The sequence below is a fragment of the Pectobacterium colocasium genome (genome assembly GCF_020181655.1).
Taxonomy (GTDB): Bacteria; Pseudomonadota; Gammaproteobacteria; order Enterobacterales; family Enterobacteriaceae; genus Pectobacterium; species Pectobacterium colocasium.
In genome coordinates this window covers 4,033,622-4,049,761 of sequence record NZ_CP084032.1, presented here as the reverse complement: position 1 = coordinate 4,049,761, position 16,140 = coordinate 4,033,622, and the positions used below count along the sequence as shown (strand labels likewise).

Sequence of the window (16,140 nt, the reverse complement as noted above, 5' to 3'; positions counted from 1 at the left end):
CCAGTTAAGCATGAAAGCAGCCCGTACAGGAAAGTTAAAGCGCCAGGAAGATCAAGCCAGCTTTGTTAGCTGGCGTTTTGCGTTGCTTTGCGGCTGTATCCTGCTTGCGATGTTTGGTCTGATGGCTCGTGCGGCTTACCTCCAGGTGATCAATCCAGACAAACTGGTGCGTGAAGGGGATATGCGTTCCCTGCGCGTACAGGAAGTGCCGACGGCACGCGGTATGATTAGCGATCGCGCGGGTCGTCCTTTAGCTGTCAGCGTACCGGTGAATGCCGTTTGGGCGGATCCGAAAGAAGTGAACGATCGTGGTGGGATTACGTTGGATACGCGCTGGAAAGCCCTGTCTGACGCACTTGATATCCCGCTGGATCAACTGGCTACGAAGATCAACGCTAACCCGAAAGGGCGCTTTGTTTACCTTGCGCGTCAGGTGAATCCTGCCATTGGCGAATACGTCCATAAACTGAAACTGCCGGGCATTAATCTGCGACAGGAATCTCGCCGGTATTATCCTTCCGGGCAAGTGACCTCTCACCTCATCGGCTTCACTAATATCGATGGACAAGGCATTGAAGGGGTAGAGAAAAGCTTTGATCGCTGGCTGACCGGGCAACCCGGTGAACGCACCGTGCGTAAAGACCGATTTGGCCGCGTCATTGAAGATATCTCCTCGGTTGATAGTCAGGCTGCACATAATCTGGCGCTGAGTATTGATGAGCGTTTGCAGGCGCTGGTTTACCGCGAACTTAACAACGCCGTTGCCTTTAACAAAGCGGAGTCAGGCACGGCCGTGCTGGTTGATGTGAATACCGGTGAAGTCCTGGCGATGGCCAATAGCCCGTCTTATAACCCGAATAATCTGGCGGATACGCCGAAAGAGATTATGCGTAACCGCGCCATCACCGATATCTTCGAACCAGGTTCTACGGTGAAACCGATGGTGGTGATGACGGCGCTGCAACGCGGTGTCATCAAAGAAAATAGCGTGCTCAATACGCTACCTTATTACATTAATGGTCATGAAATCAAAGACGTGGCACGCTATAGCGAATTGACGCTGACGGGCGTGCTGCAGAAATCGAGTAACGTCGGTGTTTCCAGACTGGCGTTAGCGATGCCTTCCTCTGCGCTGGTAGATACTTACTCGCGTTTTGGATTAGGAAAAGCGACCAATTTGGGGTTGGTCGGAGAAAGCAGTGGCTTATACCCTCAAAAACAACGGTGGTCTGACATAGAGAGGGCCACCTTTTCTTTCGGCTACGGGCTGATGGTAACACCGTTACAGTTAGCGCGAGTCTACGCCACGATCGGCAGTTTCGGCATTTATCGTCCGCTGTCGATTACGAAAGTTGATCCACCCGTTCCCGGCGAGCGTGTTTTCCCTGAAGCGCTGGTACGTTCCGTGGTGCACATGATGGAAAGCGTTGCGCTGCCCGGCGGCGGCGGTACCAAAGCCGCCATCAAAGGCTACCGTATCGCGATTAAAACCGGTACGGCTAAAAAGGTCGGCCCGGATGGCAAATACATCAACAAATATATTGCCTATACGGCTGGCGTAGCTCCAGCCAGTAACCCACGTTTTGCTCTGGTTGTCGTGATCAACGATCCGCAGGCAGGGAAATATTACGGCGGTGCAGTTTCTGCGCCAATCTTTGGCGCCATCATGGGTGGCGTTCTGCGTACGATGAATATCGAACCGGATGCGTTGCCGTCGGGCGACAAAAACGAGTTTGTAATTAATAGAGAAGAGGGATCAGGTGGCAGATCGTAATTTGCGCGATTTACTTGCGCCGTGGGTGCAAGACACTCCGGCGCGCGCGCTGCGGGAAATGACATTAGACAGCCGCGTTGCGGCTGCCGGGGATCTGTTTGTCGCGATTGTCGGGCATAAAACAGATGGACGGCGCTATATTCCGCAGGCAATTGCGCAAGGCGTAGCAGCGATCGTGGCCGAAGCAGAAGGTGAGGCTGCTGATGGCACCGTTCGCGAAATGCACGGTGTGCCAGTGGTCTATCTCAGTAATCTGAACCAGCGGCTTTCCGCACTGGCAGGCCGCTTTTATCAGCAGCCGGCGGAAAAGTTACAGCTGATCGGCGTAACGGGAACCAACGGAAAAACGACGACGACTCAGCTTCTGGCGCAGTGGAGTCAGGCACTAGGCGAAACAAGCGCCGTGATGGGCACTGTCGGCAATGGCCTACTGGGTCGTGCGATTCCAACAGAGAATACGACGGGATCCGCCGTTGATGTTCAGCAGGTGTTGAGCCAGTTGGTCGAGCAAGGTGCGACATTCGCCGCAATGGAAGTCTCTTCCCACGGGTTGGTGCAGCATCGTGTCGCGGCGTTGCCATTCGCGGCAGCGGTGTTCACTAACCTGAGCCGCGACCATCTTGATTATCACGGCGATATGGAGAGCTATGAAGCGGCCAAATGGGCGCTGTTCGCCGAGCATCGCGTGGGGCAGATGATTATCAACGCGGATGATGAGGTCGGGTTGCGCTGGTTGGCGAAGCTGCCGGATGCCGTAGCTGTAACCATGGAAACCTCTCCTCTTCTTAAAAGTAAGCTGGTTCCTGGCTGCCGTGGGCGCTGGCTGAAAGCGACACAGATTGATTATCACGACAACGGGGCCACGATTGCGTTTGATTCAAGCTGGGGGAACGGCGAAATCGAAAGTCGCCTGATGGGGGCGTTTAACGTCAGCAATATGCTGTTGGCGCTGGCAACGCTGCTGTCTCTCGGCTATCCGCTCGACAAGTTGGTCATTACGGGCTCTCAATTGCAACCCGTGTGTGGCCGCATGGAAGTTTTCCATACTGAAGGAAAACCTACTGTCGTTGTTGATTATGCCCACACGCCGGACGCGCTGGAAAAAGCGCTCGACGCTGCACGTTTGCACTGTCTGGGGAAACTCTGGTGTGTGTTTGGTTGCGGCGGCGATCGTGATAAAGGTAAGCGCCCACTTATGGGCGGCATCGCAGAACAACTGGCCGATCGTGTTGTGGTTACGGATGATAACCCGCGCAGTGAAGAACCTCAGGCGATTGTTGCCGATATTCTCTCCGGGCTGCTGGATGCCGGGCGGGTTCAGGTGATTCACGGGCGTGCTGAAGCGGTTACCAGCGCGATCATGCAGGCGCAGGAAAATGACGTCGTGCTGGTTGCAGGCAAAGGGCACGAAGATTACCAACTGGTTGGCAATCAGCGTCTTGATTACTCCGATCGTATCACCGTTGCCCGTCTGCTGGGGGTGATTGCATGATTCGCGTCTCCCTGCAACAGCTTGCCACGGTGCTGAATGCGCAACTGATTGGTGAAAGCATTGATATTGAAGATGTTTCAACCGATACGCGTAAGCTGGCGTCTGGCTGCCTGTTTGTCGCGCTGAAAGGCGAGAAATTCGACGCGCATGATTACGCTGCTGATGCGGTAACAGGCGGCGCGGCGGCTCTGTTAGTCAGTAAGCACTTACCTATTGATGTGCCACAACTGTTGGTAAGCGATACGCGTTTGGCTTTGGGGCAATTGGGCGCCTGGGTTCGCCAGCAGTCAACGGCGCGCGTAGTCGCCCTGACCGGCTCTTCCGGCAAAACCTCCGTTAAAGAGATGACGGCGGCGATTCTGCGCCAGTGTGGTTCTGTGCTGTATACCGCCGGTAACTTCAATAACGACATCGGTGTGCCGCTCACGCTGTTGCGTCTGACGGCGGAACACCAGTTTGCGGTGATTGAACTGGGGGCAAATCATATTGGTGAGATTGCCTATACCACCGATCTGGTGCGGCCGGAGAGCGCGCTGGTCAACAATCTGGCTGCCGCGCATCTGGAAGGTTTTGGTTCATTGGCTGGTGTAGCACAGGCGAAAGGTGAGATTTTTGCCGGTTTGCCAGCAGACGGCGTGGCGATTGTGAATGCAGACAGCAATGATTTCCCGCACTGGCAGGTCATGCTGAATCATAAAACCGTCTGGCGTTTCTCACCGCAGGCCGCTTGCGATATCGATTTTTTTGCCAGCGATGTAGACGTTTTGGCGCAGGGTACGCGCTTCACTCTGCACACGCCATTTGGTGAAACGCAGGTTCTGCTGCCTTTACCGGGTCGACATAACATTTCTAATGCACTGGCGGCGGCTTCGCTGGCGATGTCCGTCGGGGCGACGCTGGAAGCTGTTAAAACCGGGTTATCCCAGTTGCAGGCAGTGCCGGGGCGGCTGTTCCCGATTGCCTTGTCTGAAGGCAAGCTGCTGCTGGATGACAGTTATAACGCCAACGTAGGTTCTATGACAGCGGCGGCACAGGTACTGGCGGAGATGCCGGGTTACCGTGTGATGGTCGTGGGTGATATGGGCGAGTTGGGGGATGAAGCCCCTGAGTGCCACCGTCAAGTAGGCGAAGCGGCGCGTGCTGCGGGCATCGATCGCGTATTGAGTGTAGGAACATTGAGTGAATTGATCGGCACTGCCAGCGGCAATGGTGAGCATTTTCAGGATAAAGCTGCACTGGTTTCACGTTTGAAGGTGCTGATGTCAGAACATAACGTCATCAGTGTATTGGTTAAAGGCTCACGCAGTGCTGCAATGGAGCAGGTTGTACATGCATTACAGGAGAATGCGCAATGTTAGTATGGCTGGCCGAACATTTGGCCAAACTTTATACCGGCTTTAACGTCTTTTCTTATTTGACGTTCCGCGCCATTGTCAGCCTGCTGACCGCATTGGTTATTTCCTTATGGATGGGGCCGCACATGATCGCCTGGCTGCAACGTTTGCAGATTGGTCAGGTGGTGCGTAACGAAGGGCCTGAATCACATTTCAGCAAGCGCGGCACCCCAACGATGGGGGGCGTGATGATCCTGGTGGCGATTATCGTTTCCGTTTTGATGTGGGCGAATCTGTCTAACCCGTATGTCTGGTGCGTACTGCTTGTGTTAGCGGGCTACGGCGCAGTTGGCTTTGTTGATGATTACCGCAAAGTGGTCCGTAAGGATACTAAAGGGCTGATTGCCCGCTGGAAATATTTCTGGCAGTCCGTGATTGCGCTAGTCGTGGCTTTCAGTATGTATTCCATCGGTAAAGATACGCCGGCTACGCAACTTGTTGTGCCGTTCTTCAAAGATGTGATGCCGCAACTGGGCTTGCTCTATGTTGCGTTGGCCTACTTTGTGATTGTCGGTACCAGTAATGCCGTAAACCTGACCGACGGTCTGGACGGGTTGGCGATCATGCCGACCGTGTTTGTGGCCGCTGGTTTTGCGCTGGTCGCATGGGCAACAGGGAACATGAATTTTGCCGGCTACCTGCATATTCCGTATATCCGCCATGCCAGTGAGCTGGTGATTGTTTGTACTGCGATTGTGGGCGCGGGGCTTGGGTTTCTGTGGTTTAACACCTATCCGGCGCAGGTTTTCATGGGGGACGTGGGGTCTCTGGCGCTGGGCGGCGCGTTGGGCACTATCGCGGTTCTCCTGCGTCAGGAATTTTTGTTGGTGATTATGGGTGGCGTCTTCGTGGTCGAAACGCTGTCGGTGATTCTGCAAGTTGGGTCCTTTAAGTTGCGTGGGCAGCGGATTTTCCGCATGGCGCCGATTCATCATCATTATGAACTTAAGGGCTGGCCGGAACCGCGCGTGATTGTGCGCTTCTGGATTATTTCGTTGATGCTGGTGCTGATTGGCCTGGCAACGCTGAAGGTACGATAAGACATGGTGGACTATCAGGGTAAAAAAGTTGTCATTATCGGGTTGGGTCTGACTGGGCTCTCCTGTGTTGATTTCTTTCTCGCACGCGGTGTGGTACCGCGCGTGGTGGATACCCGTATCAGTCCGCCGGGTCTGGATAAACTGCCTGAGCAGGTAGAGCGACACCTCGGCAGTCTGAATGAAGACTGGCTAATGAACGCGGATTTGATCGTTGCCAGCCCCGGTGTGGCGTTGGCGACACCGGTTTTGTGTGATGCTGCCGACGCTGGTATTGAAATCGTTGGCGATATCGAGCTGTTCTGCCGTGAAGCGCAGGCTCCGATTGTGGCGATTACCGGTTCTAACGGTAAAAGTACGGTGACGACGCTGGTCGGTGAAATGGCGCGTGCTGCAGGCTGGCAGGTGGGCGTTGGCGGTAATATCGGTCTTCCCGCGCTGCAACTGCTTGATCAGCCCGCTCAGCTTTATGTGTTGGAGCTGTCGAGTTTCCAACTGGAAACGACGAGCAGCCTGCACGCGACTGCGGCAACCATTCTGAACGTGACGGAAGATCACACCAACCGTTATCCGTTTGGTCTACAGCAGTATAGGGCAGCGAAATTACGCATTTATGAACACGCAGAGTTGTGTGTGGTAAACGCTGATGATGCGCTGACCATGCCAGTTCGCGGTGCGGATGCGCGCTGCCGTAGTTTTGGTGTCGACGTGGGCGATTATCATCTTAATCGTCAGCAGGGAGAAACCTGGCTGCGGGTAGACGGTGAGCGCGTGCTTAACACCCGTGAAATCAAGCTTGTTGGCCAGCACAACTATACGAATGCATTGGCGGCGCTGGCGCTGGCTGATGCCGTGAAGATTCCGCGAGCTTCTGCGCTGACGGCGCTGACGACGTTTACCGGGTTGCCGCATCGTTTTCAAATGGCCTTCGAGCGCAACGGCGTACGGTGGATTAATGATTCTAAAGCTACGAACGTAGGGAGCACTGAAGCTGCACTGAGCGGGTTGACCGTCGAAGGCACGCTGCACCTGCTGCTAGGTGGTGATGGAAAATCTGCCGACTTCTCACCACTGGTGCCGTATTTACAGGGTGAACACGTTCGTTTGTATTGTTTTGGTCGTGATGGGCAGCAACTGGCTGCGTTACGCCCGGAAATTGCTGAACAAACAGAAACGATGGAACAGGCGATGCGTGTCATCGCCGAACGCATCAAGCCAGGTGACATGGTGTTGCTGTCGCCTGCTTGCGCAAGTCTGGATCAGTTCCGCAGTTTTGAACAGCGGGGCGATGAATTCGCTCGTCTGGCGGAGGAGTTAGGCTGATGCGGTTCTTCGGGCTGGCGTTTATCGAACGCATCAAGAGCTGGGTTATGGGAACACGTGAAAGCGATACGCTGAGCGTGGTTCTCTATGACAGGACGCTGGTGTGGTTGACGCTTGGGCTGGCCGTGATTGGTTTTGTGATGGTGACGTCGGCTTCTATGCCAGTAGGACAACGCCTTGCCAGCGACCCGTTCCTGTTTGCGAAACGTGATGCGATTTATCTCGGGTTGGCATTTGGTTTGTCGTTAGTCACGTTGCGTATCCCGATGGAGATATGGCAGCGCTACAGCCCGGTGCTGTTATTACTTGCGATGGTCATGCTGTTGGTGGTGCTGGCGGTGGGAAGCTCGGTCAACGGTGCATCCCGCTGGATTTCGCTGGGGCCGTTGCGTATTCAGCCTGCGGAATTGTCCAAGCTGGCGCTGTTTTGCTACCTGTCCAGCTACATGGTGCGCAAAGTTGAAGAAGTGAGAAATAACTTCTGGGGCTTTTGCAAACCGATGGGCGTGATGGTGGTGTTGGCGGTGCTGCTGCTGGCGCAGCCTGACCTCGGCACCGTGGTTGTGCTCTTTATTACAACGCTGGCGATGCTGTTTCTGGCTGGTGCCAAGATGTGGCAGTTTCTGGCGATTATCGGCTGTGGCGTGTTTGCCGTTGGCCTGTTGATTGTCGCTGAGCCTTACCGTATGCGACGTGTGACGTCTTTCTGGAACCCGTGGGACGATCCGTTCGGCAGCGGCTACCAGTTGACGCAATCCCTGATGGCATTTGGGCGCGGTGAATTTTGGGGACAAGGGCTGGGGAATTCAGTACAGAAACTGGAATATTTGCCGGAGGCGCATACCGATTTCATTTTCTCTATTTTAGGTGAGGAACTCGGCTATATCGGTGTGGTTTTGGCGTTGTTAATGATATTCTTCGTCGCTTTTCGCGCGATGTCTATCGGGAAGCGGGCGCTGGAGATCGATCAGCGTTTTTCGGGCTTTCTGGCGTGCTCGATCGGCATCTGGTTCAGCTTTCAGACGCTGGTGAACGTAGGCGCGGCGGCGGGGATGCTACCGACGAAAGGGCTGACGTTGCCGCTGATCAGTTACGGTGGTTCCAGTTTGCTGATTATGTCGACGGCGATTGTTTTGCTGTTACGCATTGATTTTGAAACGCGCCTGACGAAAGCGCAGGCGTTTACGAGAGGTGCCCGATGAGTGGCGAAGGCAAGCGTTTGATGGTGATGGCTGGCGGTACGGGCGGACACGTATTCCCTGGACTCGCGGTTGCGCACCACCTGATGGCGCAGGGCTGGCAGGTTCGCTGGTTAGGTACGGCGGATCGCATGGAAGCCGATTTGGTGCCTAAGCATGGTATCGAAATTGATTTTATCCGCATTTCTGGATTGCGTGGTAAAGGCATTCGGGCGCAGTTAAGCGCACCGATTCGTATTTTTCAGGCAGTACGTCAGGCGCGGGCGATTATGCGCCGCTACAAGCCTGATGTGGTGTTGGGGATGGGCGGTTACGTTTCCGGCCCCGGCGGTTTGGCCGCCTGGCTGTGCGGCATTCCGGTCGTGCTCCATGAACAGAACGGGATTGCAGGGTTGACTAACCGCTGGTTATCCCACATTGCCAAGAAAGTATTGCAGGCGTTTCCGGGCGCATTTCCCAACGCAGATGTGGTGGGGAATCCGGTCAGAACTGATGTGCTGGCGTTGCCTGCACCAGAAACACGATTAGCCGATCGCTCAGGCCCTGTGAGGGTGCTGGTTGTTGGTGGTAGTCAAGGCGCAAGAGTGCTGAACCAAACGCTACCCGGCGTAGCAGCACAGTTGGGTGACCGTATTACGATTTGGCATCAGGTCGGTAAAGGTGCGTTATCAACCGTTCAACAGGCTTATCAGGATGTTGGACAGACGCAGCACAAGATTACCGAGTTTATTGATGATATGGCGGCAGCTTACGCCTGGGCGGACGTTGTGGTGTGCCGTTCCGGCGCATTAACCGTCAGTGAAATTGCGGCGGCTGGGTTACCCGCATTGTTTGTGCCGTTCCAGCACAAAGATCGGCAGCAGTACTGGAACGCGCTGCCGTTGGAACACGCAGGCGCAGCAAAAATTATTGAGCAGCCACAGTTTAACGTGGCTGCTGTCAGCGAGGTGCTGTCCGGTTGGGATCGCGCAACCTTGCTGACAATGGCGCAGAAAGCCCGCGCAGTGGCGATTCCAGATGCAACCGATCGGGTTGCTGCGGAAGTCAGTGCAGCGGCAGGCAGTCGGGCCACACATGTGGCTCACGGTTAATTAATACAGCGTGGTCGGGCAGAAGGCTGTGCGACGACGCAACAAGGTAGCGATAGAATAAAGTGAATACTCAACAACTGGCGAAACTACGTTCAATCGTGCCCGAGATGCATCGCGTCCGGCACATACACTTTGTCGGCATCGGCGGTGCTGGCATGGGTGGTATCGCCGAAGTGTTGGCCAATGAAGGTTATGAAATTAGCGGCTCCGATCTGGCACCGAATGCGGTGACGCAGCAGTTAACCGAACTCGGCGCGCAGATTTATTTCCACCACCGTGCGGAGAACGTTCTGAACGCCAGCGTGGTGGTGGTATCGAGTGCGATTACTGCGGATAACCCTGAAATTGTTGCCGCGCATGATGCACGTATTCCGGTGATCCGCCGCGCCGAGATGTTGGCGGAACTGATGCGTTTTCGTCACGGTATCGCGATTGCGGGGACGCACGGCAAGACAACGACAACGGCGATGGTCACCAGTATTTACGCGGAAGCGGGACTGGATCCGACGTTTGTGAACGGTGGATTGGTTAAGGCGGCGGGAACGCACGCGCGTTTGGGCTCAAGCCGTTACCTGATTGCAGAAGCAGATGAAAGCGATGCATCTTTCCTGCATTTGCAGCCGATGGTGGCGATTGTGACCAACATTGAAGCCGACCACATGGACACCTATCAGGGCGATTTTGAGAACTTGAAGCAGACGTTCATCAATTTTCTGCACAACCTGCCATTTTACGGGCAAGCGGTGATGTGTATTGATGATGCGGTCATTCGTGAACTGCTGCCACGTGTGGGTCGTCATATCACCACGTATGGTTTTAGTGATGATGCCGATGTGCGGGTTTCAGGCTATCGCCAGGTTGGCGCGCAAGGGCACTTTACGCTGGAACGGAAAGATAAACCGCTGCTAACCGTCACGCTGAATGCACCGGGGCGTCACAATGCGCTTAACGCAGCAGCTGCGGTTGCCGTGGCGACCGATGAAGGCATTGATGATGAGGCGATTCTGCGTGCGCTTGAACGTTTTCAGGGCACGGGGCGCCGCTTCGATTTCCTCGGTGAATATCCGCTTGAGTTGGTGAATGGACAAAGCGGTACGGCAATGTTGGTGGATGATTACGGCCACCATCCGACGGAAGTCGATGCCACAATTAAAGCTGCCCGTGCAGGGTGGCCGGAGAAGCGGCTGGTCATGATTTTTCAGCCGCATCGCTATACGCGAACCCGCGATTTGTATGACGATTTCGCGCATGTGTTATCACAGGTTGACGTGCTGCTGATGCTGGATGTGTATTCTGCCGGCGAATCGCCAATTCCGGGGGCGGACAGCCGTTCGCTGTGCCGTACGATTCGCGGAAGAGGTAAGATTGATCCGATTCTGGTGACGGATGTGGATACTTTACCGGAACTGTTGTCACAGGCGCTGCGAGGTGAAGACCTGATTTTGGTTCAGGGAGCCGGCAACATCGGTAAACTGGCGCGTAAACTGGCTGATTCCAGATTACAGCCGCAGATGAGTGAATGAGGAACATCATGACTGAGAAAGTTGCTGTATTGCTTGGTGGAACCTCTGCCGAACGTGAAGTGTCGTTACTTTCCGGTCAGGCAGTGCTGGCTGGTCTTAAAGAAGCGGGCATCAATGCACATGCGGTTGATACCCGTGACGTCTCTGTGACGACGCTGAAGGAAGAAGGCTTTACCAAAATTTTCATCGCCTTACATGGTCGTGGTGGCGAAGACGGTACATTGCAGGGTGTTCTGGAATTCCTGGGGCTGCCTTATACCGGTAGCGGCGTTATGGCATCTGCGCTGACGATGGATAAACTCCGCACCAAACAGGTGTGGCAAGCGGTGGGATTACCAGTATCACCTTACGTGGCATTGGATCGTCGCCAATATTCAGAAACGGCGGCAAACGCATTGTTGGCGAAATTCTCTCATCTTGGGTTGCCGCTGATCGTCAAGCCTAGCCGCGAAGGTTCCAGCGTCGGTATGAGCAAAGTGAATACGCTGAGCGAACTGCCCGCGGCACTGGAAGAAGCCTTCCGTCACGATGACGATGTTCTGGTCGAGAAATGGCTGAGTGGCCCAGAGTATACCGTTGCTATCCTGGGTGATGAGGTGTTGCCTTCTATTCGTATTCAGCCTGCCGGTACGTTTTACGATTATGAAGCGAAGTATCTATCGGATGATACGCAGTATTTTTGCCCGAGTGGTCTGCCGGACGAACAAGAACGGGCGTTAGCTGGATTGGCGATGGCGGCCTATCGTGCGGTGGGCTGTCGCGGGTGGGGACGCGTCGATTTTATGTTGGATAACGACGGTGCCTTCTATCTGCTTGAGGTAAATACGTCTCCCGGAATGACGAGCCACAGTCTGGTTCCTATGGCGGCGCGTCAGCGTGGCCTGACGTTCTCGCAACTGGTCGTGAAAATTTTGGAGCTCGCTGGCTGATATGTCGCAGGCAGCCCTGAATACACGCGGACGAGAGCCTGAAACGAAAGGAACACGTCGCAGTAATGGAGGCCAATTGGCAGGGATGATTTTCCTGCTGATGGTGATAGGGACTATCGTCTGGGGAAGCTGGATGGTGGTGGGATGGATGAAAGATGCCAGCCGTTTACCGCTCTCCCGCATGGCTGTAACAGGGGAAAGACAGTACACCACCAACGACGATATCCGTCAGGCTATTTTGTCGTTGGGGTCGCCGGGCACGTTCATGACACAGGATGTGAATGTGCTCCAGCAGCAGATTGAACGTTTGTCGTGGATAAAACAGGCCAGCGTGCGTAAGCAGTGGCCGGACGAATTAAAGATTCATCTGGTTGAATATGTTCCGGTAGCACGTTGGAATGATCAGCTAATGGTTGATGCGGAAGGAAATTCGTTCAGTGTACCTGCCGAACGTATTGGCAATCGCAAGATGCCGTTGCTGTATGGCCCGGAAGGTAGCGAGACAGAAGTGCTGGAAGGCTATCGCACAATGAGTCAGACGCTAGCCGCCGGGAAGTTTACGTTAAAGACGGTTGCGATGAGTGCGCGACATTCGTGGCAACTGGGATTAGACGATGATACTCGCCTTGAATTGGGGCGGGATGATAGGGCCAAACGTCTGCAACGCTTTATCGAGCTGTATCCGCTGCTACAGCGGCAGGCTCAGAGCGAAAACAAACGTATCAGCCATGTGGACTTGCGGTATGACAGCGGGGCCGCGATAGGTTGGGCTCCAGCCTTGCTTGATCAACAAAACGGCGATCGGCAACGAGTTGGTCAGTAACAAGACATTGATCAGCAACAAAACAGTAACCAGAAACAGGCACAGGCTAAACAACAATGATCAAGTCGACGGACAGAAAACTGGTAGTTGGGCTGGAAATTGGTACAGCAAAAGTGGCTGCGCTGGTAGGGGAAGTTCTGCCCGATGGCATGGTCAATATTATTGGCGTAGGCAGTTGCCCGTCACGCGGTATGGATAAAGGCGGCGTAAACGATCTGGAATCAGTCGTTAAATGTGTTCAGCGCGCTATTGATCAGGCTGAGTTGATGGCAGACTGCCAGATCTCCTCCGTATATCTTGCGCTGTCGGGAAAGCACATCAGTTGCCAGAATGAAATAGGGATGGTGCCTATTTCGGAAGAAGAGGTTACGCAGGACGACGTGGAAAGCGTGGTGCATACCGCCAAATCCGTGCGCGTGCGTGATGAACATCGGGTTCTCCATGTGATTCCACAGGAGTACGCGATCGATTATCAGGAAGGGATTAAAAATCCGGTTGGCTTATCCGGGGTACGTATGCAGGCGAAAGTCCACCTGATAACCTGCCATAACGATATGGCGAAGAACATTGTTAAAGCCGTTGAACGTTGCGGTTTAAAAGTCGATCAGCTGATTTTTGCGGGACTGGCTTCCAGTTATGCGGTGCTGACAGAAGATGAACGTGAGCTGGGTGTGTGCGTAGTGGATATCGGTGGCGGTACAATGGATATCGCGGTCTACACCGGCGGCGCATTGCGACACACTAAAGTGATTCCGTATGCGGGCAATGTGGTTACCAGCGATATTGCCTACGCGTTTGGTACGCCGCCGACGGATGCCGAAGCGATCAAGGTACGTCACGGTTGCGCATTAGGCGCGATTGTCGGCAAAGATGAGAATGTGGAAGTCCCGAGCGTTGGAGGACGTCCACCCCGCAGTCTGCAAAGACAGACACTGGCGGAAGTGATTGAACCACGTTACACCGAGCTGTTGAACTTGGTGAACGATGAACTTTTACAGTTGCAGGAGCAGTTACGTCAACAAGGCGTGAAACACCATCTGGCAGCAGGGATTGTGCTGACGGGCGGTGCCGCGCAAATAGACGGTCTGGCGGCCTGTGCGCAGCGTGTGTTCCATACACAGGTGCGTATTGGACAACCAATGAATATAACAGGGCTGACGGATTATGCCCAAGAGCCTTATTACTCAACGGCGGTTGGGTTGCTGCATTACGGAAAAGAATCTCATCTGGGTGGTGAGCATGAAGTCGAAAAACGAGCCTCAGTGAGCAACTGGTTCAAACGAATCAACAGTTGGTTGAGGAAAGAATTTTAATTTTATCAAAGAGATCACCTGGCACAGTTTTATGATCTCGCAGTTACAGGCACAAACGGAGAGAAATTATGTTTGAACCAATGGAATTAACCAACGACGCGGTGATTAAAGTCATCGGCGTCGGTGGCGGCGGCGGTAATGCCGTTGAACACATGGTGCGTGAGCGCATCGAAGGCGTCGAATTCTTCGCAGTTAACACGGATGCGCAGGCATTGCGTAAAACGGCTGTCGGCCAGACGATTCAGATCGGTAGTGGCATCACAAAAGGTCTGGGCGCTGGCGCTAACCCGGAAGTCGGCCGTAATTCGGCTGAAGAAGATCGTGAAGCACTGCGTTCAGCACTGGAAGGTGCGGACATGGTGTTTATCGCCGCGGGTATGGGCGGTGGTACAGGTACAGGGGCTGCACCGGTTGTGGCCGAAGTCGCAAAAGACCTGGGCATTCTGACCGTCGCTGTGGTGACCAAGCCTTTCAACTTTGAAGGTAAAAAGCGTATGGCGTTTGCGGAGCAGGGTATCGCCGAGCTGTCTAAGCACGTCGACTCGCTGATCACCATTCCAAACGACAAACTGCTGAAAGTGCTGGGACGCGGTATCTCCCTGCTGGACGCATTTGGCGCGGCAAACGATGTGCTGAAAGGCGCGGTGCAAGGTATCGCCGAGCTGATCACTCGTCCGGGTCTGATGAACGTCGACTTTGCTGACGTGCGTACCGTGATGTCCGAAATGGGTTATGCCATGATGGGTTCCGGCGTTGCGCGCGGTGAAGACCGTGCAGAAGAAGCCGCTGAAATGGCGATCTCCAGCCCACTGTTGGAAGATATCGATCTGTCCGGCGCGCGCGGCGTGTTGGTCAACATCACGGCGGGCTTTGACCTGCGTCTGGATGAGTTCGAGACGGTGGGTAACACCATCCGTGCATTCGCGTCTGATAATGCGACAGTCGTAATCGGTACGTCGCTTGACCCAGAAATGAATGATGAACTGCGTGTAACGGTCGTTGCAACGGGTATCGGCATGGACAAACGTCCTGAGATTACGCTGGTGACGAACAAGCAGGCCAGCCAGCCTGTGATGGATCATCGCTATCAGCAGCACGGTATGACGCCACTGGCGCAAGAAAAACCGGCTGCCAAAGTGGTTAACGACCAGAATCCGCAGACAAATAAAGAGCCAGACTATTTGGATATCCCGGCGTTTCTGCGTAAGCAGGCAGACTAATTTGCTGCCAGATAACGTTGGAATCTCCGCTCTTTGTGCTAAACTGTGCCACCGAGCCTGGTGTATACTAGGTCGGTAGGTTCAGTAACATGCGAGATAAAATGATGATCAAACAACGTACACTAAAACGTATTGTTCAGGCGACTGGTGTCGGGTTACATACCGGCAAGAAGGTCACGTTGACTATGCGTCCTGCACCGGCAAATACCGGGGTCATCTATCGCCGCACAGACTTGAATCCCCCGGTTGATTTTCCGGCTGATGCAAAATCCGTGCGTGATACCATGCTCTGTACTTGCCTGGTTAATGAGCATGACGTGCGTATTTCTACAGTGGAGCATCTTAACGCTGCGCTTGCAGGGTTGGGCATTGACAATATTGTCATTGATGTTGACGCACCAGAAATTCCAATCATGGATGGCAGCGCCAGTCCGTTCGTTTACCTGCTGTTAGATGCGGGTATTGAAGAGCTGAACTGCGCCAAGAAATTCGTGCGTATCAAACAGCCAGTTCGCGTTGAAGATGGCGATAAGTGGGCTGAAATGAAACCGTTTAACGGCTTCAGCCTGGATTTCACCATTGACTTCAACCACCCGGCGATTGATGCGGGCAACCAGCGCTATCGTTTGGATTTCTCTGCTGATGCGTTTGTTCGCCAGATCAGCCGTGCGCGTACCTTCGGCTTCATGCGCGATATCGAATACTTGCAGTCTCGTGGGTTGTGCCTGGGCGGCAGTATGGATTGTGCCATCGTCGTTGACGATTACCGCGTACTGAACGAAGACGGTCTGCGTTTTGAAGATGAGTTTGTCCGCCATAAAATGCTGGATGCCATCGGCGATCTGTTTATGTGTGGTCACAACATCATCGGTGCATTCTCTGCGTTTAAATCCGGCCATGCTCTGAACAACAAATTGTTGCAGGCTGTGTTGGCCAATCAGGAAGCGTGGGAATACGTGACCTTTGAAGACGACGCTGAAATGCCGCTGGCGTTTAAAGCACCGTCTATTGTGCTAGCGTAA

The 16,140-nt window shown here is 54.1% G+C and carries 13 protein-coding genes; all 13 read left to right on the top strand.

Features of this window, described 5'->3' with window-relative positions:
* Nucleotides 1–10: 10 nt before the first annotated feature.
* The gene (locus LCF41_RS18290; protein WP_225085788.1) at nt 11–1,774 is read left to right on the top strand and encodes a peptidoglycan glycosyltransferase FtsI; all 1,764 of its coding nucleotides are present in this window, start codon (nt 11–13) and stop codon (nt 1,772–1,774) included.
* A complete protein-coding gene (gene murE, locus LCF41_RS18285) occupies nt 1,761–3,266 on the top strand; it encodes a UDP-N-acetylmuramoyl-L-alanyl-D-glutamate--2,6-diaminopimelate ligase (protein WP_225085787.1) in 1,506 nt (501 codons plus the stop codon). Before LCF41_RS18290 ends, murE begins: the two co-directional genes overlap by 14 nt.
* The gene (gene murF / locus LCF41_RS18280; RefSeq protein ID WP_225085786.1) at nt 3,263–4,624 is read left to right on the top strand and encodes a UDP-N-acetylmuramoyl-tripeptide--D-alanyl-D-alanine ligase; all 1,362 of its coding nucleotides are present in this window, start codon (nt 3,263–3,265) and stop codon (nt 4,622–4,624) included. Before murE ends, murF begins: the two co-directional genes overlap by 4 nt.
* Nucleotides 4,618–5,700: a phospho-N-acetylmuramoyl-pentapeptide-transferase gene (gene mraY / locus LCF41_RS18275; protein ID WP_225085785.1), complete on the top strand. Its 1,083-nt coding sequence runs from the start codon at nt 4,618–4,620 to the stop codon at nt 5,698–5,700. Before murF ends, mraY begins: the two co-directional genes overlap by 7 nt.
* Nucleotides 5,701–5,703: 3 nt before the next feature.
* Complete coding sequence (gene murD, locus LCF41_RS18270; RefSeq protein WP_225085784.1) at nt 5,704–7,020, top strand: UDP-N-acetylmuramoyl-L-alanine--D-glutamate ligase; 1,317 nt, start codon at nt 5,704–5,706, stop codon at nt 7,018–7,020.
* On the top strand, nt 7,020–8,222 hold the full coding sequence (gene ftsW, locus LCF41_RS18265; protein ID WP_225085783.1) for a cell division protein FtsW: 1,203 nt from the start codon (nt 7,020–7,022) through the stop codon (nt 8,220–8,222). Before murD ends, ftsW begins: the two co-directional genes overlap by 1 nt.
* Nucleotides 8,219–9,310: an undecaprenyldiphospho-muramoylpentapeptide beta-N-acetylglucosaminyltransferase gene (murG, locus tag LCF41_RS18260; RefSeq protein ID WP_225085782.1), complete on the top strand. Its 1,092-nt coding sequence runs from the start codon at nt 8,219–8,221 to the stop codon at nt 9,308–9,310. Before ftsW ends, murG begins: the two co-directional genes overlap by 4 nt.
* A 62-nt stretch (nt 9,311–9,372) precedes the next feature.
* Nucleotides 9,373–10,833, top strand: coding sequence for a UDP-N-acetylmuramate--L-alanine ligase (gene murC / locus LCF41_RS18255; RefSeq protein ID WP_317630292.1), 1,461 nt, complete (start codon nt 9,373–9,375; stop codon nt 10,831–10,833).
* Nucleotides 10,834–10,841: 8 nt separating this feature from the next.
* The gene (locus LCF41_RS18250) at nt 10,842–11,762 is read left to right on the top strand and encodes a D-alanine--D-alanine ligase (protein WP_225085781.1); all 921 of its coding nucleotides are present in this window, start codon (nt 10,842–10,844) and stop codon (nt 11,760–11,762) included.
* Between the two features lies 1 nt (nt 11,763).
* Nucleotides 11,764–12,585 (top strand): cell division protein FtsQ, encoded by an 822-nt coding sequence (ftsQ, locus tag LCF41_RS18245; protein WP_225085780.1) that lies wholly within the window; start codon nt 11,764–11,766, stop codon nt 12,583–12,585.
* Nucleotides 12,586–12,641: 56 nt separating this feature from the next.
* The gene (gene ftsA / locus LCF41_RS18240; protein WP_010298002.1) at nt 12,642–13,898 is read left to right on the top strand and encodes a cell division protein FtsA; all 1,257 of its coding nucleotides are present in this window, start codon (nt 12,642–12,644) and stop codon (nt 13,896–13,898) included.
* A gap of 68 nt (nt 13,899–13,966) precedes the next feature.
* Entirely contained in the window at nt 13,967–15,118 is a 1,152-nt protein-coding gene (ftsZ, locus tag LCF41_RS18235) for a cell division protein FtsZ (RefSeq protein ID WP_005975217.1), read from the top strand.
* A 104-nt stretch (nt 15,119–15,222) separates the two neighbouring features.
* On the top strand, nt 15,223–16,140 hold the full coding sequence (gene lpxC / locus LCF41_RS18230) for a UDP-3-O-acyl-N-acetylglucosamine deacetylase (RefSeq protein ID WP_137740178.1): 918 nt from the start codon (nt 15,223–15,225) through the stop codon (nt 16,138–16,140).